This is a genomic window from Shouchella oshimensis (assembly GCF_002019765.1).
Taxonomy (GTDB): Bacteria; Bacillota; Bacilli; order Bacillales; family Bacillaceae_D; genus Shouchella; species Shouchella oshimensis.
Genome location: NZ_KV917380.1, coordinates 353,174 through 375,299, shown reverse-complemented (window position 1 = coordinate 375,299; position 22,126 = coordinate 353,174). Strand labels below are relative to the sequence as shown.

Sequence of the window (22,126 nt, the reverse complement as noted above, 5' to 3'; positions counted from 1 at the left end):
GATAAGATTCGCTTTACGCGAATCTTATCTATGCTGGTTCTTCTAACGACTTCTCTAAAATTTCTGCAACATCCATTGTCTGTACATCATCTTCTTTTTCTAAAGCCTTCGTACCATCACTAAGCATGGTTAAGCAATATGGACAAGCACTACCAATTACAGATGGAGAAACGGCAAGAGCTTGCTCAGCCCGGGCAACGTTTACTCGTTGACCTTTATCTTCTTCCATCCACATCATACCACCACCAGCTCCACAACACATGCCATTTTCACGATTACGATCCATTTCTACAACATTCACACCTGGAATATACTTTAGAATTTCTCTCGGCGGATCATACACATCGTTATACCGACCTAAATAACAAGAATCATGGAACACAATTGTTTCATTTACTTCTTTCGTCGGTGACAGCCTTCCTTCCTGCAATAATGTTGCTAGAAGTTCTGTATGGTGATAAACTTCGACATCTTCCAACCCGAATTCTGGGTATTCGTTTTTCAATGTGTTGTATGCATGCGGGTCAATTGTAACAATTTTCTTCACATTATGCTTCTGAAATAACTCAATGTTAGCGCTTGCAAGTTCTTGGAACAAAAATTCATTTCCTAGTCGTCTTGGCGTATCACCAGAGTTCTTTTCTTTATTCCCAATAATTGCAAATGAGACACCCGCAAGGTTAAGCAGCTTCGCGAATGATTGTGCGACTTTTTGACTGCGGTTATCGTAAGCACCCATTGAGCCAGCAAAGAATAAATACTCAAACTCTTCACCTTTTTTACTTAATTCTTTAACTGTTGGGACATAAATATCTTCACGGCCATCACGCCAATTTTCACGTTCCTTACGGCTGATTCCCCAAGGGTTCCCCTGTCGTTCAATGTTTTGCATCGCACGTTGGGCATCGGGATCCATTTTTCCTTCTGTTAAAACAAGGTAACGGCGTAAATCAATAATTTTATCCACGTGTTCGTTCATCACAGGACATTGATCTTCACAGTTACGACATGTTGTGCATGCCCAAATTTCATCTTCTGTTATGACGTCTCCAATCAAACTGACATCATAACTAGCTGCTGCTTCTTCATGGCCTTTCGCCGCTAAAGAATTGGCAGCTGTGTTTGAAAATGCGTAGGAAGGCATCCACGGCGAGCGTGACGTTATAGCGGCACCTTTCTCGGTTAAATGATCGCGCATTCTTAATAATAAATCCATTGGTGACAGCATTTTCCCAGTTCCTGTTGCTGGACACATATTGGTACAACGACCACATTCAACACACGCATACAAATCAAGTAGCTGCTTTTGATTGAAGTCTTCGATTTTACCAACGCCAAAGCTTTCCGCATCCTCATCTTCAAAGTTTACTTTTGCTAATCTTCCTACTTTATGCGTCCGACCTAGAAAGACATTCGCAGGACCAGCAATTAAGTGCGCGTGTTTTGACTGAGGAACATAGACGAGAAAACTTAGTAAAAAGAGAAGATGCATCCACCAAAACACAAAGAATAGTCCGCCTGCAACCGTAATCGGAATCCAGTTCGTTGCAAACGCTACTGATGAGGCCAAGGGCTCAAAAAACGTTAAGTCTTTTCCAAGCCATATCATTTCCATCCCTTTTGCCATCGTCTTTGAAACCATTAATCCACCGATAAAAATAAGTACTAGCCCAGCTTTCCAATTTCGCTTAAGACGTACTATTTTTTCAACATAGCGTCTGTAAAAGGCCCATACGACGGCGATTAAAATCATTGCAACGACGAGTTCTTGGAATAAGACAAAGAACGGATAGATTGGACCTAACGGTAAATGACTACCGGGGTTTAACCCTTTCCATATTAAATCAATGGCACCGAGTTGAACCATTAAAAAACCATAGAAAAACATGAGATGAATAATGCCGCTCTTTTTGTCTTTCATTAACTTCTTATGTCCAAATACATTTTTCCAAATGGCTTGCATGCGTTCATTTAGCGTATGTTCAAATTCTGCTTTTTTGCCCAATTTAATAAATTTAATTCTCGTCCAGATGAGATTGGCAAAAAGATACACCGCGTAACCGGTTACAAGAAGAAATAAAACCCAATTCACCGTGAGTAGAGCTGTACTAACTCCCATTATATACCTCCTCAAGTTTCGTTAAGCGTAGTATATCACAACTTCAATGAATGAGCATTCAGTCAACAAACTTTTTTATTTTTTTGGATGATTTTCATTCTCTTCGGAAACGATAAAGAGGCAGAAAGGAGCTTTTCCTATGCTATTATTGCTCATAATTATCATCATTGGGTGTGCTATTTTTCTTTGGCTCCGGTTTGATTACCAGTTCGGATTAACCCATTTACGCAAGCATGAATCAAGTGAACTGACATCTTCCTATCCAAGCAAGGTATCGTTACTTTCAGACGGTGAGGCCTTATTCGCCTGTTTACTAGCAGACATTGCAGACGCAAAAGACCATGTCCATATTCAGTTCTATATTTTTAGAAGCGATGGTATTGGTAAACGCATGATACAGGCACTTTGTGAAAAAGCTGAACAAGGCGTATCTGTTCGACTACTCATTGATCAATTTGGTTGTAAACTTTCGAACTCCAATAAAAAAGCATTAAAACAAGCAGGGGTGCATTTTCAAACCTCTTCCAGAATACAAATGCCTTGGATCTTTTTTTCAATGAACCGAAGAAACCATAGAAAACTTGCCTGTATTGATGGCCGTATTGGCTACATAGGAGGCTTTAACGTCGGCGATGAATACTTAGGTCGCAATCCCTTTTTTGGCTATTGGCGAGATTTTCATATTCGATTAACTGGCACTGGGGTTCATGCGATTCAATCACAGTTTATGAGAGATTTTGAAAAAGTAGAAGCGGTCCCTAATCCATCTAGACTCCTCCCCTCATTAGAAGAAGGCTCTCAACACATACAGTTTTTAAGTACTCAAGGAGTCGGATTGGAAAAACGATATTTGGACCTTATTCATTCAGCAACGCAATCTATCGCGATTGGAACACCTTATTTTATTCCAACGAAAGCACTTCAAAAAGCGTTGGTTGAAGCTTGTCAAAGAGGCGTACAAGTAACGATTCTTCTACCTGAAAAGGCTGACCATCCTTTCGTTAAACATGCTGCTACACCGTTTATTATGACCATGATCGAAGCAGGGGCTCTTGTCCATCACTACTACCGTGGTTTCTATCACGTAAAGGTACTCGTTGTTGACCGTGCTACTTGTCTTATTGGTACTGCTAACTTTGATCAACGAAGCTTACACTTAAATAATGAAATGAGCTGTTTTACTAATGATGAATTATTTATTCACGATGTAGAAACACTTTTTCAACGTGACCTCGAACGATCCATTACTATAACAGCGGAAGCCTTAAAAAAGCGACCCCTATTGGATCGCTTAAAAGAAAAGGCTACAAAGCCTCTTATCAATTTCCTATAATAAAGCGCTATAGTCAGACACCTCAGACCTGAAGTCGTCGCCATAGCGCTTTTGCTTCTGTTTTAAGTTAACCAGACTTCAATAAAGAACCAAATGATCATCACCGTTTGAACAACGGCTTTAGCAAATGAGCCGCTTAAAAACGCAAGGAAGGAAGCAAATGCAATCTTGATAGCTTCGTTAAACGTTTTTTGCTGTAGCAATTCCACGGTCAAAACGAGTACAAAAGGCACGAGAATTAAACCGAACGGCGGATAGATAAATGCACCTATAATTACACCGACCAACGCCATCCGTTCTCCCCATTTAGTTCCTCCTGTTCGTTTCACAAAAAGAACATTTGCAAGAAAATCCACAACTAATAGGAAAATGGTCAACACTGCCATACCGACCCAAAACCACGTACTTAAACTTCCTGACAGTCCAAACAAGTAAATAAGGAAACCACCCCATAATACAAGGACGGATGGAATAATGGGTACAATTAGACCAACGTAGCTTGCAACGAAGAAGACGACAATCAGAAGCCACCAAAGGATTTCCATTGTTACATCTTCTCAGGTGCATGAACCCCTAAAAGAGCCAGTGCATTCTTAATCGTTAGTTGTGTTGCTTTCATGAGTGCCAGTCGTGCATAAGAAAGTGCTTCATTGTCCCCATCAACAACACGATTTCCGTTATAGAAACTGTGAAGTGTTTGTGCAAGATCATACGTATAATTGGCCATTCGTTGTGGATTTTGCTTTTTCGCTGCATCAGCAACAGCTATTGGAAAATCACCAATTACTTTTAATAACTCGTATTCTTTCTCACCATTTAGCTGTGTTAAATCTGCTTGATTGTAATCGGTCATACCTGCTTCTTCCCCTTGGCGAAGGATAGAAGAGATACGAGCATGAGCATATTGAATATAATAAACCGGGTTTTCATTTGATTTGGAAACCGCAAGATCCATATCAAAGTCCATGTGCGTATCAGCACTTCTCATTGCAAAGAAGTAACGCGTCGCATCAATTCCCACTTCATCCATTAAATCCCTTAGCGTAACCGCTTTTCCAGTACGCTTACTCATTTTCACTTTTTCGCCACCTTGGTACAAGCTAACCATTTGAATAATCTCAACATCAAAACGGGAGGCATTATAGCCTAATGCTTGAATAGCTGCTCGCATTCGTGGAATATAGCCGTGGTGATCGGCTCCTAGAATGTCAATTAAACGATCATGTCCACGATCATACTTATCGAGATGATAAGAAATATCTGGCGTCAAGTACGTATAGCTGCCGTCATTTTTCACAAGAACACGGTCTTTATCATCACCATACTCAGTTGAGCGTAACCATGTCGCCCCATCTTGCTCATAAGTCTTTCCTTTTTCTTTTAAGACATCAAGCCCTCTTTCTACTTGGCCTGACTCGTAAAGGGAAGTCTCTGAAAACCAATGGTCAAACGAAACTCGATACACGCTTAAGTCTTTTTTTATTTTCTCTAGCTCTTTGTTTAGACCGTAATGACGCAAAATTTCTAGTCTTTCCTGCTCTTCTAATGCTGCGTATTCATCGCCAACTTCTGCTTTTAACTGTGCCGCAATCTCAATGATATCGGCACCTTGGTACCCATCTTCCGGCATAGGAAAGTCATAACCAAGCGCCTGCATGTAACGAGCCTGAAGAGATAAGGCTAAGTTATCAATTTGGTTTCCAGCATCATTAATATAGTATTCACGAGAGACATTGTAACCGGCCTTTGCCATAATATTTGCTAAAGAATCGCCAACTGCTGCGCCACGGGCATGTCCTAAATGCAAATCACCTGTTGGATTAGCAGAGACAAACTCAATTAATACTTTCTCTTGTTTCCCAGAATCACTCTCACCATAACGCTCACCTGCAGCAAGCACCGTTGGGATAATCTCTCTTAAATAACTATTGTCTAAGAAGAAATTCACAAAGCCAGGACCGGCAATTTCTACTTTTTCAATTTTAGCTTTTTCTTTATTTAATTGCTCAGTAAAGCTTTCTGCAATTTGACGTGGTGCCTTTTTCGCAATACGAGCTAATTGCATCGCCACATTCGTAGCATAGTCACCATGTGCTTTCTCTTTTGGCACTTCCAAGAATATTTCCGGTACCTCTTCCTCCGTTGCTAGCCCGGCCTTTATAATGGCATGTTTAATTTCTGTTTGTAGCGACTGTTTCATTTGATCTAATGGGTTCATGTTAGACTTCCTTTCCTTTTTCACTCATAGAAAAGGCAAGGGAACAATCCCTTGCTCTTTTGGCTTGTCATTTATTCTTCTTTGCGCTCAATGGTCAATCGAATCTCATGCTCGCCTGTTGCTTGCCCTTGTAAGAAGAAATGGTAGCGTACATAAATCTTCCCTTTGCTTTTATTTGCTTTAGGAAGTTGCACAATAAGGGTTTCAGTAATCGCTTTTGTTTCCCATGAAGCTTCGGGTGTGACATAACGTCCAAACGTTTCTTGTTTCGGTGCAAAACTCTGACGCATAATAATCCCACCTTGTCGAATCAGCATCAGCTCTTCACCATCCCATTTCATTGTTGAATACACATCTTGTCCGTGAGTATGGGCTTCTTTAAAACGCAAATAAGAGGCGTTGTTTTTTATATAATAATCGCCTTCCGTTACAAAAGAGAAGGAATCAGGTGGCTGACCTTCTAAATATGTCATGGTTTGAAAAGAGATTTGGACTTTCCTCTTCATGATTTGTTCATTCCATTCTATTATTCATACAATCATTACTTCCTTATCCATTTTACTTCGTTTATATACGTCTTGCAATTGAATAGAGTTTCCATTCTCAAAAAAGGAACAATAAAATGAAAAAGCGCTAGCAGTAAGGTCCTCTGTCAAAAACCTACCTTTAGCACTTTATCAGGTGTATTTATCGTTTGTTTACCCATCCTAATAGCATTTCGCGTACAAATTTACTAGCTGCAATAGTTGTTTGTTCCGTTGGATCATAGGCAGGGGCTACCTCAACAAGATCTGCACCAACAATAGAAAGATCTGCTTTTGCTAAATGAATTTGCGCTTCCAGCAATTCTTTTGATGTAATACCGCCAGCCTCAGCAGTACCCGTACCTGGAGCATAAGCCGGGTCGAGTACGTCAATATCAATCGTGACGTAGACATGTCTTCCTTTTAGCTTAGGCAATACTCGCTTCAACGGCTCAACAACATCAAACTTAAATAGGTTCATTCCTGATTCCTTTGCATAAGCAAATTCTTCACGCATGCCCGAACGAATGCCAAATGAATAGACGTTTTCTGGTCCAATTAATTCACACGCCTTCCGAATGGGGGTGGAATGAGATAATACCTCTCCCTCATACTCCTCACGTAAATCTGCATGTGCATCAATATGAATAATGGCTAAATCTGGATATTTACGATACATGGCTTTAAAAATCGGCCACGATAACAAGTGTTCACCACCTAAACCGAGGGGGAACTTGCCGTCATTTAAAAGACCTTCCACGTATTCCTCAACCATGTCTAAACTCTTTGCTGCATTCCCAAATGGAAGAGGGATATCGCCAGCATCAAAATATGCAACCTCTTCTAAATGCTTGTCTGCGTAAGGGCTGTATTCTTCTAATCCAAGAGAAGATTCTCGGATGCGGGCTGGACCAAAACGGGAACCGGGACGAAAAGAGACGGTCCAATCCATCGGCATTCCGTAAATGACAGCATCAGCTTCTTCATAAGTTGCCCGACTCATAATAAAGACCTTGCCAGAATAAGATTCATCAAATCGCATACATGTCACTCCTTACTTCAATAGATCTTGCACAAATTTAGGTAATACAAAAGCAGCGTTGTGAATGTCTTTTGTGTAATATTTTGTGTCAATCTCATGGAAACGAGTTGCTTCCACTTTTAAAGGATCGTGTTTTTTTGAGCCGATTGTGAATGTCCACATGCCACTAGGATATGTAGGGATGTTGCATGTATACAAACGTGTAATCGGGAAAATCTCTTGTACATCTTTATATACATTTGTAATAAGGTCTTGATGGAACCAAGGGTTATCGGTCTGCGCTACGAAAATCCCATCTTCTTTTAATGCTTTTGATATCCCCTCATAAAAACCACGTTCAAATAACTTAGCAGCAGGACCAACTGGCTCGGTTGAATCAACCATAATGACATCATACTCGTTTTCTGATTTTGCAATATGCATAAATCCATCGTCTACTTGAACATCCACACGAGCATCCTCAAGGGCGCAAGCAATGGTTGGTAAGAATTTTTTTGAGTACTCAATCACTTTTCCATCAATGTCAACAAGAGTGGCTTTTTCAACTGATGGATGCTTAATGACCTCGCGAATCGCTCCGCCATCTCCACCACCTACTACTAATACATGCTTTGGATTAGGGTGTGTAAATAATGGAACGTGTGTCACCATTTCATGATACACAAACTCATCCTTTTCTGTTGTCATTACCATACCATCTAATAACAACATATTTCCGAATTCTTCTGTCTCCACCATATCTAGTTGCTGAAACGCCGTCTTTTCAGAATGCAGCGTGCGTTTAATTTTCATCGTAATGCCAAATCGTTCTGTTTGTTTTTCTGTAAACCAAAATTCCACTATTGTCACCTCATTTAGTTAAAACCATGTGTCCATGATTTCTTTGCTAAGAGCAAGTATAGCGGATGAGAGCGGAATTGCAACTCTTGTTTAAAAATCTGCTTTTTTTTCCAAACTAGTAAAGAGATGATGAACGAAAGGGTGAGCAAGTTGATTCCAGCAACAAGAGGCAACAAAAAACGCTTTAAACAAGTAAAATTGTTGACTAAATACTGCCTAATTGCGATTATGTGCATCATTATAAGCATCCTTGCGCTCTTATCCTATGCTAGAATGCAAGGTCCTCCACCAATTGAACTTGCTTTCCCTAATCAATTCTTAGCGAACGATGGTTCCATGATTGATCGTGAAGAAGCAGGTCAAAATCGAAAAACCGTCCCGTTAAACGAGGTATCACCCTATTTAATAGATGCTACAATTGCTGTGGAAGACCGGAAATTTTATTCCCATTATGGATTTGACCTTAAACGTATTGGTGGAGCGCTCCTAGCGAACCTGCAATCTGGTTCAAAAGGACAGGGTGCTAGCACAATCACACAGCAATACGCTCGTAACTTATACTTATCCCATGAGAAAACGTATGTGCGAAAGTGGAATGAGCTTGTTTATTCACTTCGATTAGAAATGAACTATTCGAAAGACGACATTTTGGCAGGCTACTTAAATACCATTTATTATGGACATGGTAACTACGGTATTGAAGCGGCTTCTTCTCACTTCTTCGGAAAAAATGCGAAGAACCTCTCTTTAGCAGAAGCGGCTATGCTAGCAGGTGTGCCGAAAGGACCCAGCTATTATTCACCATTAAATGACTTGGAGCGAGCGACGTCCCGCCAGCATACTATCTTAAACAGCATGGTGGAGGCAGGCTTTATTACAACCGAAGAAGCTTCCTTAGCGAAAGAAGAAAAACTCCAATTTACCGATCAAAAGGATCTTGAAGCACAAGAGCTTGCACCTTATTTTCAAGACCATGTAAAAGCCTTAATGAAAGACTACACTCAACTTACAGAACAACAGTTAAAAGTAGGAGGATTAAGCGTTCAGACAACACTGGATCCTACTCTTCAGCAACAAGCAGAAGATCTTATTGAGCATTATATGCCGGAAGGTGATTTGCAAGTGGCACTTGTTGCCATTGACCCTCGAACAAGCGAGGTGAAGGCACTTGTAGGTGGAAAAGAATATGAGGATAGTTCTTATAATCGAGCGACACAATCGAAGCGACATCCTGGCTCGACGATGAAACCGTTCCTTTACTATGCAGCACTTGAAAATGGCTTCACGCCAATGACAACATTTCTTAGTGAGCCAACCTCTTTCACATTTGATGAAGGTCGAGATTCTTACGAGCCTAGTAATTATAACGATATTTATGCGAACGATTTTATTACAATGCTCGAAGCGATTTCCTACTCTGATAACATTTACGCGGTGAAAACCCATTTGTCTATCGGGGAGGAAGAACTTGTAAAAGTTGCAGAAACCGTTGGCTTAGGTAAACTAAAACAACTACCCTCTCTCGCTCTTGGTGCACAGCCCGTATCCATTATTGATATGGCCAATGCGTATACACCACTTGCAAACGGGGGGAAAATCCATGCACCAGTGTTTATTCGTCATATTACGGATGGAGAGGGTAAGAAGATATATGAACCAACTAACTCACAGCAGCAAGTACTTCGAGCTGACACAGCGTTTATTTTAACGGATATGATGAAAGGTGTATTTGAACCAGAACTAAATAGCTATACGTCGGTAACTGGTGGCAGTGTAGCAAAGAAATTGACTCATCCGACTGCTGGTAAGTCAGGATCTACCCCCCGCGATAGCTGGATGATTGGTTACACGCCACAGCTTGTCACAGTTGTTTGGACTGGCTACGATGAGAAGAAAGACATTAATCAATTTACAGAAGGCCAAATTGCTAAACGGATCTGGGCAGATTTCATGCAGTCTGCCATGGAAGATGAACTGACGCTTCCGTTCTCTCGCCCTCCTGGGGTTGTTATGAAAACAGTCGATCCTCATACTGGATTGCTTACGAATGACTCTTGTCCTGGAGGAAGACCCACCGCTTTCTTAATGGGAACAGAACCGCTCGAATCCTGCAGTAAGCTGGAAGAATTAGAACCAATTGAAGAAGAACCAGATCAAGACAAGGGCATTTTCAGACGCTTCTTTCGTTGGATTGGTGGAAATGAAGTCGAAACAGATCAGTGGGAACGGCGAGAACAAGAATAAAACGACAAAGAGTATGGATCTAATTAAGATCCATACTCTTTATTCATGCTTTATAACGATAATATGCTTGGGCACCTTCTACAGTGAACCCACATTTTTTATATAATGACAACGCCTGCTCGTTTGACGTCACAACATCTAACCAAACTGTTTTTCCGTTTCGAACTTCACGATGGACAATATCCGTTAACACAGCTCGACCAATACCTTTGCCGCGCTCCTCTTTCTTAATGACAAAGCCGTAAATCCAACTCTCTTCTTTTTGACGCTGTACTCTTAATTTCCCAACTACTTCACCAGCAGCTTCAACAATATAAGTTCCATTTACTTCGTCTGGTCTCAAATGATTTGTTTCTTCCATAGATAATCCAAAACCCTCTTTATCTAAGCATTGAATGGATGCTTGATCACTTGAAACAGCTGGACGAATTCGAATGCCCTCCTTTGAACAAGGCATTGGTATTTCGCGACAAACCATCTGATGCTCAGAAAACTGATAGACAGACCCAACGGCCCGACAAAAAGCATGACCATTCGTAGCGTTTTCAGGAGTGTTAATCAGAAAAGATGCTGCCTGCTGTTGCCAATCGCTGAGCGCTTGAGTCATTAAATGGCGGGCAATGCCTCTCCGTCTGTATTCTGGGTCAACAAGACACAAGCATTCAACTTTTTTCCCAAATGGAAAAACTGCTAAATACCCAAGTAATGTACCTTTTTCATCATAATGAAAGTAATCTTCCGTTTTAGACTCAGAACGATTTTGTTGAGCAAGCATATCCCAATTCATTTTTAACTTCGTCTTATCATAATGTTCTACCTTCTGCTGCAGCGCATGAATTGCTTTTCGTTGCTCTGGGGCAAGCATCTTTTTCACCACCTTTTCTCATCAGTATAGCACAGAAAACGGTTATAATTTTCATTTTAATTACGTGTGATCGACTATTTTTTAAAAGCTTTGAATGTTTCCATATCTTTTGCCGAGAAATTTTATTTGCCTGGAATGTTGATTTCAGTAAGGCATACTTTGTTTACCCACTTCTTTGATCATTCACATTTTCTTTATGCGCATAGAAAAATAATGTGCCATACACTGGGATTACAGATATAAATATCATCATCCTATCTACTAATAATGCTATTACGAGTGAAATTACAAGTATTACTATTCCTAAGTAAGTATACATCTTTGCTTTAGACATTAATTATCACCCCTCTTTATAAAAATGAATAAGCCGTAAAAACACGAGAATGCAGCTAGAGAATATTCTTCTCACTGACCCAAACTTTTTATTCTTTGCTATGATTCACTTTCACTAGATATTTACGCACTCATAACATCTCTCGAACTTATTAGAAAGTTCACTATGTAACTCATTCAACGATAAAAAGTATAATCCTATCTAAAAATTCAATTGTCTAACGAAAAATATATTTTTTAAGCTGACAAATCACCTGAAATGTTTTTAAAATGTTAGATTCAAACATAATTTACCGCTTGCGTGCTACACTAGAACGAATACGCTATTAACTTCGAAGGGGTGTCTAGATGACGACATATTCAACACGAAAAGAAGTCCCTGATCACGAAAAGTGGGATTTGACCGATTTATTTAACAATGAACAGGAATGGCGCGCTAAATTAGAAGAATGCGAAAGCATCTGTGACAAATTACAAACATATGATGGCGCTATTTTAAATGGCTCCGATTTGTTAGCCTACTTAAAAACACAAGAAGAGCTTTCATTTCATTTGCGAAAAGTATTTGCCTATACCATGTTTTTAACCGACATTGATACAAGGGATTCCCATGCGCAAACGTTAAACGATCGCACAACAAAGCTTGGAGTGAAAGTTAGTGAATCAACGGCGTTTTTCATGCCATTCCTCTTAAGCTTGAACGAGGAGACGCTTCGTTCTTACTTAAAAGAAGAAAAAGAACTTGAGTATTTCGAAGACGAACTATGGAAATCGTTTCGTTTTAAAGACCATGTTCTTACAAAAGAAAAAGAAGAACTTCTTTCGCAACTGAGTGAATCGTTTCAAGCTCCTGGCGCAACATTTAGTATGTTGAATAATGCAGACATACAATTTGGTGACGTAACCAATGAAAAAGGAGAAAAAGTTCAGTTAACAAGAGGCATGTATGCAAAGTTAATTGAAGACGAAGATCGAAATAAGAGAAAAGAAGCGTACAAAGCTTATTATAAGCCGTACATTGAACTAAATAATACGATTGCTACAACCCTCGGTGCGGAAATTAAAAAGAATGCAACCATGGCGAAAGTACGCAACTATGAGTCGGCTCTGCAAAAAGCTCTTTTTGCGGACGACATTGATCCTGCTGTATACGATCAGCTAATTACGGCAGCGAGAAACCATATTCAACCATTACATGAGTACAGTCGATTGCGTAAGGAAAAGCTTGGTGTTGACGAACTACGTCAATACGACTTAAATGCATCCATTGTACCTGGTGTCAAAGCTGACATTCCGTATGAGGAAGCATACAGCACGATGATTCATGCTTTACAGCCATTAGGTGAAGAGTACGTTGAGCGTTTAAAAGAATTTAAAGATAAACGCTATATTGATGTAAGGGAAACACCTGCCAAGCGTTCAGGCGCTTACAATTTGGGCGTTTACGGTGTCCATCCATTTGTTCTCTTAAATCATCACGATGATTTAAACAGCTTATTTACACTTGTTCATGAAATGGGTCACGCACTACACAGTCATTATTCAAGCAAACATCAACCTCAAATAACTGCAAGCTATCGCATTTTTGTTGCAGAAGTAGCATCGACAGTAAACGAAGTTTTGCTGATTAACTATTTGTTAAATGAAACAACGGATGAGAAAATGAGAGCTTACTTGTTAAATCATTTCATTGAACAATTCCGCGGTACCTTTTTCACGCAAGTAATGTTTGCTGATTTTGAGAAGCAAACCCATGAAAAAGCAGAAAACGGTGAATCGCTAAATGCAGAAAACTTAAATACACTATATGAAGAGCTTTTCCGCCTTTATAACGGTCCAGATATTGTATTTGATGATGAGGTGAAATACGGGTGGTCTCGCATCCCTCACTTCTATCGTGCCTTTTATGTATACCAATACGCAACAGGATTCGCCTCAGCCATTCAAATTGCCACTAAGATTTTAGATGGCGATAAAGACGTCCTTGAATCGTATTTAACGTTCCTTAAAAGCGGAAGCTCAGCTGACCCACTTGAGCTCCTTAAAGCGGTAGGAGTCGATTTAACCACTCCTGAACCAATCGAAGCAGCAATGAAAAAATTCGCAGAGCTTGTAGACGAATTGAAAAAACTATAAAAAAACAGCCGAGGGGTATACGTACACCCTCGGCTGCTTTTTTGTCCTAGCACTAGTAAGCGTAAAACAAAGACATTAAAAGAACAATAGATCTTATCCTTTATTCACAATTTGTTCAAATTTTTAACGCTTCTTGCAACGTTGATGATGCATTCCAAATGTCTTCACTATGTCCTTTTAAGAAATCAGCTAACACTTTACGAGAAGAGGCATCCATATCTTCAACCGATACTTTTCCTTTTAATGCTTTGTCCATCTGATTCACATGCTCTGGCATGCTTTTATAGCCACGTTTTGCCCCTTTGTTTACTGTCATATAGCAGGCGGAAACGCCACTGTAATAAGGTTTTTTATCTTTTGTCTCAATTGTAATCCAAACTAGCCAATAACGCTTCATGCCTTCTGTTGGGACATCTTCGAGGGTTGGAATAAACTTCACCCGTTTTTCAACAGCAGAACGTGCATGAAGCGCCCCCATATCAACAAACGCCTCTTGTTCATCAATATTAATAAACAATGGCGTCATATGATCTAAGTTAATGAGACCAGCTCCGTATCCACCATGGCCATCTGTCGCATCAGAATCGTTACTAAGAATCGTAAAGTTTGAAGACTTCTTCGCCTTCTTCAAATTATTATTATTGAGCAAATCCACGATCATCCGCCCTCTCTAGTTTCATCATTCATGAATTCATTGTATCATAAGTTGATTTTCAGATCATTCACTATACCATGCACGAATAATTTGGAGCATTTAGAAGGATTTTGTCGCATTTCTGTGCATATACGAACTAATTCTAAAGTTTTTCTAAAATTTTCGATATTATGGTGACAAATGAAGGGATATCACTATATAATTACCTTGCAAGAAAAATATGACAACTGAATATAGGGGGAACACATGAAAAAATTATTGTCCTTATCACTTATTTTTACATTGCTTTTATCTCTTATTGCACCGAGTCTTAGTTTTGCCCACTCATTGGATCAGGACGAGCTAAATGAGTACTTAGCGTACATAGACATGACTGAAGAAGAGCTTGAAATATATTTAAATGATCGCTGGCAAACCGCTTTAGACGAGTTTAGTACAGTCGAAGAATTAGATGGTTTTCTAGGTGACTTATTAACTGAAGAAAGTTATTATCAACTGTTAGAAGATTACGGAGTTTCTGAAGATGACTTCTTAGCTTTAATAGAAGAGTTAATGATTTCAATGGATTACTTTATTTTCTATGATGACTTAGATATGTTCCTATGGGCACATTTTGGTGATGATGACTGGTATGAGTTTCCTGACTTATCGGGTTACTTAAAAGAGTTTAGCCTTAGTGATGAAGAATTATGGAACTTAATGATGCATTTCCTTGAAGTAAGAGAAACAAACCCACATTTATCAGCAGATTTGAACGCATTAAAAGAGCGTGGTTTTGCTTTCCGTGATGGCGCTTTTGAATCCATTACAGAATTAAACGCACAAGAAATCGCTGAACTTTTCGCAATTGGCGAAAAAGCAATTGATTTACTAAAATTACAACCAGCTTATTACGTTGACAAAGCTGGTCAAGACAAAAAACCAGTCGATTTAGCTGCTTTAGCGAAATCAGGTATTGAAAAAGAATATAAACTTCTTGTTGAATTGTATAATGAATCTGGCGACTTTTTAGCTGATTTTTATATCACTCCAGAGATGTTTAACTCCCATTTCGTTAAAGATATTTTAGATGATGTGAACAACATCGGTAAAGAAGTAGAAGAATCATTAAAAGAAACACCGAAAAACGGTGGCGAAGCACCAGCTAAAAAAGCGCCTACATCAGGTGGAGACAATAGTAGCGACACATCTAAAAAGCTGACAAAGACGGTTGATGGTGCGAAAATGCCTAAAACATCAAGCAACTACCCACTTTTCGCTTTACTTGGTCTTGGATTAATGGGAGCTGGCTTACTTGTATTCCGTCGTTCAATGAAGAAAGAGGCTGTATAAGTCGTGGCACGTTTTAAAAAGCGGAAACGAAACGTTAAAAAGACGATCTTAACGATTTTTGCTGTTCTGTTAATCGCTTTTGGTGCTTATCTTACAACAACTACAGGGTTTAAAATTCTACATGGCTATGCCCTTTACAAGTTCATGCCTACGGAAGAAACGTTGGTCGCCCACACCCTTTCAGGAAAAGGAGAGAGCGAGCCCGTTCTTGCCTCAACAATAAACCCTGAAGTGAGTGAGTGGCAGCCAAAAATCGGTGAAGTTATGGGGAAATTGACAATTCCTACGCTAAACTCAAGCTGGCCAATCATTCATGGCACTGGTGATGAGGAGCTTGATCGCGGGGTCGGTCATTTTGACGGGAGTGTCCTACCTGGTGAAAATGACAACAGCGTCTTATCCGGTCATAACAACACCGTCTTTCATCATTTAGGCGATGTAGGTGAAGGAGACGAGATTATCGTGGAAACAAAGAGCGGTGTGTTTACCTATCAAGTCCACACCGTTCGCATTGTTGATGAGGATGATCGGACCGTTATTGTTTCCACAGACGATGCGCAACTAACGTTAACGACTTGTTATCCATTTCATGTTGTTGGTTTTGCACCCGAACGTTATGTTCTTGTTGCAGACCTCGTTGATTCACAGTTTAATCAGTCTTTAGCCCTTTTTACTGAATAAAAGAAAACTCCTTTCTGGTATACTCAACGTATGCTATAAGAAGGGAGTTTTTTTATGCCAATCGTAACCATTCAAATGCTTGAAGGTCGCAGTGATGACCAAAAGCGAGCACTCGTGGAGCAAGTAACTGCAGCGGTCTCAGAAACAACACAAGCTCCAAAAGAGCGAATCTCGGTTATCATTGATGAAATGAAGCCGACTAATTTCGGAGTTGCAGGGGTTCGACAAAGCGATCAATAAAAGTAAAAAGGAGCGTTCCCATTACGGACACTCCTTTTTACTATGCGCATCTCTATGATGTTTGCGCACGTAGTGTGATATAAAAAACCAATTTAACAGAATGACCGCAACAACAGTCACTCCCATCATTGGTGATGATAAAATTAAGATTAGAATTAACGGGATGCCCACAGCGAACATAAGTAGCATGAATGTAAAGCTGAGCAAAGATGGCGCCACCTTTCTTCTCTTGTCATGGTGATCTCTTGCCTTTAGTGTATACAACGATACGCGCCATAACTACAAAACTGCTGTAAAATAAAATGTAAGACTATGAACCTTCATAGAATACTTGTCGTTCCCTTAGCGTTGTTAAGTAAGTTTCCGCATGGAGCCACTCTTGATCTGAATAGCGAGAGATAAGATGAGGATCACGAACACCATCACCTTCCATTTGCTGAAAATATAGCAGAGCTGCCATTTGTTCAAGGGTTGCTAGTGACTGTTCGTTTAATGCTTTATACATAGAAGTATAGCTGTCTTTTTCTTTCTTTGTCCGCAATGTATGTAAAAACTGTTCTCCCTCTTCTGTTAATACATAAACAGCATCAACATTGTGCTGTTCCTCTTGAAGAAAATGGAGATTGCACAGCTCTTCCAATCGTACAAATAAATCTTCCGAATAAGGACCTAACCGGTGATAGCGATATTTTTCAGCAAACGGAGCTCCAAAGGACTTAGCAATGTAAATGATTTTCTGTAGCTTCTTATGTTCAATCGTTTTCTCACATAAAGAAAAAAGGTTCAATACTTGTGCATGATGGGTTAGCACGTTACCCCTCCTCACATTTGTTCCAAAATAGATTCAATTTTAAGCCTAATCGTAGGGTCAAGTGTGGCAATCGTATCAGCCGGGTAATAGAGCTTATGATCCGTTCGTTTCTTTCCTGAGATGGATTCAACTACATCTGACTCGCTTGAGAGCTCCTTTAATTGGCCGTTTTTCATGAGCAGTTGAATCGGTACCCTCTGTTCTTCTCCGGGCCTGTATACGTCATATGGCAAGTCTGAGGAGGAATCCATTTCCAAATAGTAATCTGGGTCCATTCCAGCTTCCCAAAATAGTTCTTGTAGAGCCATTATATCGGTTATCCGCTCGTTTGGATGACATTCTACATACGCAAACAAACGTCGATTTAAAAACCGATGACATAAGTCTTCCAGAATTGAATCATCTTCTTTTTGCCAACACTGAAAATAATAGTGCATAACAGATTCATCTAATTGTAAATAATCTTCAATTGTCATTGCGTTCGAGAATATCGACTCAAAATGATGAGGAGGCTGTTTAAACGGATACCCCTCTTCGTGCAACACTTTTACCCGTTTAAGAATCTTACTAAGGATTACTTCAGAGCTTCTCGTAACCGGATGAAAATATACTTGCCAGTACATTTGATAGCGACTCATAATATAGTCTTCTACGGCGTGCATACCACTCGCTTTCACAACGACTTGATCGCCCATCGGCCTCATTACCCGCAAAATGCGCTCCAAATCAAATTGACCATAGCTCACACCGGTATAATAAGCGTCCCTTAATAAATAATCCATCCGATCTGCATCAATTTGACTTGAGATCATACTCGTTACAAGCTTGTTAGCAGACGTCTTCTCAATGACGGCGGCAACCTCTTTCGGGAAATCTGCATGTACGTGACGAAGCACCTCGTTCACTTCTGTGTCACCGAGAATAATCAACCTCGTCCATTCTTCGTGGTCCGTATCAAATACTTTTTCAAACGAATGGGAGAACGGTCCGTGCCCAATATCATGGAGTAAGGCTGCGCTAAGCGCTAAAAGTCGATCCTCATTATTCCACATCGGTTTATCGCTAAAGTTGGTGATTAGTCGCCTCATGATCTCATAAACACCGAGGGAGTGATTAAATCGGGAATGCTCCGCACCATGGAAGGTAAACGATGTCGTCCCTAATTGACGAACCCTTCGCAAACGCTGAAATTCACTCGTTCCAATTAAATCCCACAGCAACTTATCCTGCACGTGTATATAGCGATGAACAGGATCTTTAAACACTTTTTCTTCAGTCAGCCTTATGGACATGTTTCTCCCCCCTTTTTATCCCTCTTATTATAAAGTTTCTCCTTCTTTAAAAAAAGGCTTGATCTCATAAAAAACTCAAACCGATTCTTCGGTTTGAGTTTCGTTAATGAGTTAAGCAGAGATTTCGCCCCGTCGCTTTTCGTTTCGATCGACGATAACAGCTAAAGCGGCGTCTCCCGTAATGTTTACTGCGGTTCTCATCATATCAAGTAAACGGTCAATACCAATAATTAAACCAATAGCATCTGGCGGCAATCCTACTGAAGTTAAGACCATTGCGAGCATAATCATGCCGACACCAGGCACCCCTGCTGTTCCGATACTTGCCAATGTGGCCGTTAATACGATAATAAGCATTTGAGTGATCGTTAAATCGACCCCATACACTTGGGCAATAAAGACGGTTGCCACAGCTTGCATAATACCTGTACCGTCCATATTAATAGTCGCCCCGAGGGGTTGAACAAATCCAGACACTTGCTTGGAGACACCTAAGTTTTCTTGAGCAGATTTCATCGACAAAGGAAGCACAGCATTTGAACTCGATAAACTAAATGCCATTGTCATTGCTGGTGCAAAGCCTTTAAAGAACTTCACAGGGCTCATTTTCCCTAGGAAGTAGACAATTAATCCATAAACTACAAATAAGTGTATTAATAGCACTACGACTACTGTTAAAAAATAGGACAATAGGGAGCCTACTGCTTCCCATCCAGCTTCACCAAGAGCTGAAGCAATTAGTGCAAAGGCACCAATCGGAGCAAAGGCCATGACAAATGTAACAATCTTCATCATAATATCGTTTGCTTGTGTAAAGAATACTTTAACCGTTTCTACTTTCTTTCCAAGCATCGCCATAGCCAGACCAACAAAAATAGCAAAAGAAATAATTTGAAGCATTTCCATATTTGCCATTGATTCAATTGGGTTATTTGGAATAATATTGACTAGCGTATCCATAATGGGTACAGAATCAGCTACTTCATAATCCTCCGCAATGCCATCACCGAGAAGTCCTGGTGAACCTGGCTGAACAATTTGAGCGGCAACAATACCAATGGTTAATGAGATAGCAGAAGTAGCAAGAAAGAAAATAACCGTTTGGATACCCATTCGTCCGAGTTGCTTTGGGCTTCCTAAATCAGAAATGCCTATGACTAGCGAGAAGAATACAAGCGGAACAACAACCATCATAATTAATCGTAAGAATATACTACCAGCTGGATCTAAGAGATACTGATTTAACAAATTAAATACATCTTGCGAAAAATAAGGCAAAATAAGACCTAATAACGCACCAAATAATAAACCTAATAAAATATTACGTGTAAGTTTATTTTTATTCATTTTATTTCCCCCAAACCCATTTGACCTTCACTCTATTCAGTTTTCATTTTTTCATCCTAGCAAAGCAACATGTGAATCGCTTTCTTTTCCTAAAACTTTTTTCAGTATAACGGCTGGAATCAAATTGCGCAACTTCCTTTTTATAGGAAGACTATTTACATGGTATACTAATAGCGGCATGAAAGGAATGATTTTATTGGCTAACGTATCACCATTCCAGTCTAAGGTGAGCACATGGAAGCTTATTGATCACAGCAAAAAATATTTACAAACAAATGCATTGCATTCTTTTGCGTATGACGATTTGCTTTGTACCCTTGCAGGCAAAAAAGACCAACCTTCCCTTCGATTTTGGGTTCATCAAAACACAATCGTATTAGGGACACAGGACTCGCGTTTAGACTATATCAATGAAGCAATAACGTTTCTTAAAAAAAACAACTACCACGTTGTCGTTCGTAATTCTGGAGGCTTAGCCGTTTTGTTAGATGAGGGTGTTCTCAATCTTTCTCTTATTTTCCCTGGCGAAACAACTTCCTCTATTGATGGTGGATACGAGCGCATGGTTGCGTTAATTCGCGCCCTGTTTCCTCAAGCGACTATTCAAACAGGTGAAGTGGTGGGATCCTATTGCCCAGGAAGCTACGACTTGAGTATTGACGGCAAGAAATTTGCAGGCATTTCACAGCGGAGAATCCGTGGGGGAATTGCTGTGCAAATTTATTTATGTGTAACAGGCAGCGGAGCCCAAAGAGCTCACATGGTAAAACAAATGTATGAACATGGCATTGGGCAGTCGAAACCCTCTTATACAGTCCCCTCCATTGATCCAGCCGTCATGGGTTCATTAAATGAGTTACTAAATACGACCTATACAGTAGAAGAAATTGTTCAACGTACAATTGACACTGCGTCAACCTTTGGTATATCCCTTGAACCCCATATGCTTTCAGAAGAAGAAGATCTTCTTTTTGAAGCACAGCTTGAGCGGGTGACGCAACGTCAACATCGTTGTCTTCAATAAAAAAAAGCTTTCGGATTCTAAACCGAAAGCTTTTTCTTATGCTTTTTGCGTTTCTGTTTGCGTAATAGCTTGCATAGCGGTAATTAAGCTTAGCTTATACACATCGTCTACGTTACAGCCACGAGATAAATCATTAACTGGTTTATTTAAACCTTGTAAGATTGGTCCAATCGCATCGTAGCCACCAAGTCTTTGAGCAATCTTATAGCCAAGGTTTCCTGACTCTAAGCTAGGGAAGATAAAGACATTGGCTTCACCCTTTAATGGTGAATCTGGAGCTTTCTTCTGTGCAACTGCAGGTACAAACGCTGCATCAAACTGGAATTCTCCATCAATAACAAGGTCTGGACGGCTTTCTTGAGCAATTTTCGTAGCTGCAGATACCTTTTGCGTTTCTTGAGACGATGCAGAGCCAAGAGTTGAGAATGACAGCATCGCTACCTTTGGATCAATTCCAAACAATTTAGCCGTGTCTGCCGTTGCTGTTGCAATTTCAGCTAACTCTTCTTCATTAGGTGAAATATTAATCGCACAGTCACCGAACACGAACTTTTTGTCTTCCTTTACCATGATAAACACACCGGATGTGCGTTTAATACCAGGTAATGTTTTAATAATTTGTAAAGCTGGACGAACTGTGTCGCCAGTTGAATGGGCCGCACCGCTCACTAAGCCATCTGCTTTTTCCATGTAAACAAGCATCGTCCCAAAATAGTTTACATCCATAAGAAGTTCACGTGCCTGCTCTTCCGTTGCTTTCCCTTTACGTCTTTCAACGAAAGCTTCGACCATAGCATCAAGATGTGCATACGTCTTTGGATTATAAATGGTAACATCATCAATCTTTACGTTTATTTTATCAGCAAGAGACGCAATCTCGTCTGGATTTCCAATTACAATCGGTTCAACTACGTTATCCGCTGCAAGCTTAACCGCAGCTTCAAGAACACGTTCATCGGTTCCTTCTGGCAATACGATACTTGGTTTATGAGACCCTACCTGCTGCTTAATATCAGCAAATAAATTACTCACGTTAAATAACCTCCTTCAGTTTTCGTTCTTCTTCTATTTTAGGATACCCTGCTTTAGA

General features: G+C 40.0%; 19 protein-coding genes. 7 read left to right on the top strand and 12 right to left on the bottom strand.

The window, feature by feature from the left end; all coding sequences use genetic code 11:
- Positions 1–28: 28 nt before the first annotated feature.
- A complete protein-coding gene (locus BK583_RS01775) occupies positions 29–2,119 on the bottom strand; it encodes a (Fe-S)-binding protein (protein WP_055735451.1) in 2,091 nt (696 codons plus the stop codon).
- 139 nt (positions 2,120–2,258) lie between these two features.
- On the opposite strand from BK583_RS01775, the gene cls reads away from it, so the two are divergent.
- On the top strand, positions 2,259–3,452 hold the full coding sequence (gene cls / locus BK583_RS01770) for a cardiolipin synthase (protein WP_055735452.1): 1,194 nt from the start codon (positions 2,259–2,261) through the stop codon (positions 3,450–3,452).
- 62 nt (positions 3,453–3,514) lie between these two features.
- Here cls and BK583_RS01765 read toward each other — a convergent pair whose 3' ends face one another.
- The 5 genes from BK583_RS01765 to speE all read right to left on the bottom strand — a co-directional run bounded on the left by BK583_RS01765 (position 3,515) and on the right by speE (position 8,076).
- Entirely contained in the window at positions 3,515–3,997 is a 483-nt protein-coding gene (locus BK583_RS01765) for a DUF456 domain-containing protein (protein WP_055735453.1), read from the bottom strand.
- Positions 3,998–3,999: 2 nt separating this feature from the next.
- Complete coding sequence (argS, locus tag BK583_RS01760; RefSeq protein ID WP_055735454.1) at positions 4,000–5,670, bottom strand: arginine--tRNA ligase; 1,671 nt, start codon at positions 5,668–5,670, stop codon at positions 4,000–4,002.
- Between the two features lie 71 nt (positions 5,671–5,741).
- Entirely contained in the window at positions 5,742–6,176 is a 435-nt protein-coding gene (locus tag BK583_RS01755) for a YwiB family protein (protein ID WP_038484159.1), read from the bottom strand.
- Positions 6,177–6,357: 181 nt separating this feature from the next.
- Positions 6,358–7,236 (bottom strand): agmatinase, encoded by an 879-nt coding sequence (gene speB, locus BK583_RS01750; protein WP_038484162.1) that lies wholly within the window; start codon positions 7,234–7,236, stop codon positions 6,358–6,360.
- Between the two features lie 12 nt (positions 7,237–7,248).
- Positions 7,249–8,076 carry a spermidine synthase gene (speE, locus tag BK583_RS01745; RefSeq protein ID WP_055735455.1) on the bottom strand — a complete coding sequence of 276 codons (828 nt, stop codon included), beginning with the start codon at positions 8,074–8,076 and terminating at the stop codon, positions 7,249–7,251.
- Positions 8,077–8,217: 141 nt separating this feature from the next.
- Here speE and BK583_RS01740 point away from each other — a divergent pair, with 141 nt between their 5' ends.
- Complete coding sequence (locus BK583_RS01740; protein ID WP_236702345.1) at positions 8,218–10,320, top strand: transglycosylase domain-containing protein; 2,103 nt, start codon at positions 8,218–8,220, stop codon at positions 10,318–10,320.
- A gap of 43 nt (positions 10,321–10,363) precedes the next feature.
- Here BK583_RS01740 and BK583_RS01735 read toward each other — a convergent pair whose 3' ends face one another.
- Complete coding sequence (locus BK583_RS01735) at positions 10,364–11,185, bottom strand: GNAT family N-acetyltransferase (RefSeq protein ID WP_051667685.1); 822 nt, start codon at positions 11,183–11,185, stop codon at positions 10,364–10,366.
- Between the two features lie 681 nt (positions 11,186–11,866).
- On the opposite strand from BK583_RS01735, the gene pepF reads away from it, so the two are divergent.
- Positions 11,867–13,654: an oligoendopeptidase F gene (gene pepF, locus BK583_RS01730; RefSeq protein ID WP_055735457.1), complete on the top strand. Its 1,788-nt coding sequence runs from the start codon at positions 11,867–11,869 to the stop codon at positions 13,652–13,654.
- 115 nt (positions 13,655–13,769) lie between these two features.
- On the opposite strand, the gene BK583_RS01725 is transcribed toward pepF, so the two are convergent.
- Positions 13,770–14,315 carry a YwhD family protein gene (locus tag BK583_RS01725; protein WP_055735458.1) on the bottom strand — a complete coding sequence of 182 codons (546 nt, stop codon included), beginning with the start codon at positions 14,313–14,315 and terminating at the stop codon, positions 13,770–13,772.
- Between the two features lie 240 nt (positions 14,316–14,555).
- Between BK583_RS01725 and BK583_RS01720 the strand changes: the two genes are divergently transcribed.
- Genes BK583_RS01720 through thmT form a run of 3 tightly spaced genes read left to right on the top strand, consistent with a single transcriptional unit; the run spans position 14,556 to position 16,562 of the window.
- Complete coding sequence (locus BK583_RS01720) at positions 14,556–15,641, top strand: processed acidic surface protein (RefSeq protein ID WP_055735459.1); 1,086 nt, start codon at positions 14,556–14,558, stop codon at positions 15,639–15,641.
- A gap of 3 nt (positions 15,642–15,644) precedes the next feature.
- Positions 15,645–16,322 (top strand): class D sortase, LPxTATN-specific, encoded by a 678-nt coding sequence (gene srtD, locus BK583_RS01715; protein WP_078439997.1) that lies wholly within the window; start codon positions 15,645–15,647, stop codon positions 16,320–16,322.
- 54 nt (positions 16,323–16,376) lie between these two features.
- Positions 16,377–16,562, top strand: a complete 186-nt coding sequence (thmT, locus tag BK583_RS01710; protein ID WP_035394240.1) for a 2-hydroxymuconate tautomerase — start codon at positions 16,377–16,379, stop codon at positions 16,560–16,562.
- 310 nt (positions 16,563–16,872) lie between these two features.
- Here the strand turns inward: thmT and BK583_RS01705 are convergent, their stop codons facing one another.
- The 3 genes from BK583_RS01705 to BK583_RS01695 form a co-directional block, all read right to left on the bottom strand.
- Complete coding sequence (locus BK583_RS01705; RefSeq protein WP_055735460.1) at positions 16,873–17,373, bottom strand: hypothetical protein; 501 nt, start codon at positions 17,371–17,373, stop codon at positions 16,873–16,875.
- An 11-nt stretch (positions 17,374–17,384) separates the two neighbouring features.
- The gene (locus BK583_RS01700; protein WP_055735461.1) at positions 17,385–18,665 is read right to left on the bottom strand and encodes an HD domain-containing protein; all 1,281 of its coding nucleotides are present in this window, start codon (positions 18,663–18,665) and stop codon (positions 17,385–17,387) included.
- A gap of 111 nt (positions 18,666–18,776) precedes the next feature.
- Positions 18,777–20,012 (bottom strand): dicarboxylate/amino acid:cation symporter, encoded by a 1,236-nt coding sequence (locus tag BK583_RS01695; protein ID WP_055735462.1) that lies wholly within the window; start codon positions 20,010–20,012, stop codon positions 18,777–18,779.
- A 196-nt stretch (positions 20,013–20,208) separates the two neighbouring features.
- Here BK583_RS01695 and BK583_RS01690 point away from each other — a divergent pair, with 196 nt between their 5' ends.
- Positions 20,209–21,036 carry a lipoate--protein ligase family protein gene (locus tag BK583_RS01690; RefSeq protein WP_245804409.1) on the top strand — a complete coding sequence of 276 codons (828 nt, stop codon included), beginning with the start codon at positions 20,209–20,211 and terminating at the stop codon, positions 21,034–21,036.
- A gap of 36 nt (positions 21,037–21,072) precedes the next feature.
- Here the strand turns inward: BK583_RS01690 and pta are convergent, their stop codons facing one another.
- Entirely contained in the window at positions 21,073–22,068 is a 996-nt protein-coding gene (pta, locus tag BK583_RS01685) for a phosphate acetyltransferase (protein WP_038484180.1), read from the bottom strand.
- Positions 22,069–22,126: the final 58 nt, after the last annotated feature.

What these genes read in the sequence shown, in the direction of transcription:
- BK583_RS01775 (WP_055735451.1), bottom strand. Translation starts at nt 2,119, where the DNA reads ATGGGAGTTAGTACAGCTCTACTCACGGTGAATTGGGTTTTATTTCTT.
- cls (WP_055735452.1), top strand. Translation starts at nt 2,259, where the DNA reads ATGCTATTATTGCTCATAATTATCATCATTGGGTGTGCTATTTTTCTT.
- BK583_RS01765 (WP_055735453.1), bottom strand. Translation starts at nt 3,997, where the DNA reads ATGGAAATCCTTTGGTGGCTTCTGATTGTCGTCTTCTTCGTTGCAAGC.
- argS (WP_055735454.1), bottom strand. Translation starts at nt 5,670, where the DNA reads ATGAACCCATTAGATCAAATGAAACAGTCGCTACAAACAGAAATTAAA.
- BK583_RS01755 (WP_038484159.1), bottom strand. Translation starts at nt 6,176, where the DNA reads ATGAAGAGGAAAGTCCAAATCTCTTTTCAAACCATGACATATTTAGAA.
- speB (WP_038484162.1), bottom strand. Translation starts at nt 7,236, where the DNA reads ATGCGATTTGATGAATCTTATTCTGGCAAGGTCTTTATTATGAGTCGG.
- BK583_RS01735 (WP_051667685.1), bottom strand. Translation starts at nt 11,185, where the DNA reads ATGCTTGCCCCAGAGCAACGAAAAGCAATTCATGCGCTGCAGCAGAAG.
- pepF (WP_055735457.1), top strand. Translation starts at nt 11,867, where the DNA reads ATGACGACATATTCAACACGAAAAGAAGTCCCTGATCACGAAAAGTGG.
- BK583_RS01725 (WP_055735458.1), bottom strand. Translation starts at nt 14,315, where the DNA reads ATGATCGTGGATTTGCTCAATAATAATAATTTGAAGAAGGCGAAGAAG.
- BK583_RS01720 (WP_055735459.1), top strand. Translation starts at nt 14,556, where the DNA reads ATGAAAAAATTATTGTCCTTATCACTTATTTTTACATTGCTTTTATCT.
- thmT (WP_035394240.1), top strand. Translation starts at nt 16,377, where the DNA reads ATGCCAATCGTAACCATTCAAATGCTTGAAGGTCGCAGTGATGACCAA.
- BK583_RS01700 (WP_055735461.1), bottom strand. Translation starts at nt 18,665, where the DNA reads ATGTCCATAAGGCTGACTGAAGAAAAAGTGTTTAAAGATCCTGTTCAT.
- BK583_RS01695 (WP_055735462.1), bottom strand. Translation starts at nt 20,012, where the DNA reads ATGAATAAAAATAAACTTACACGTAATATTTTATTAGGTTTATTATTT.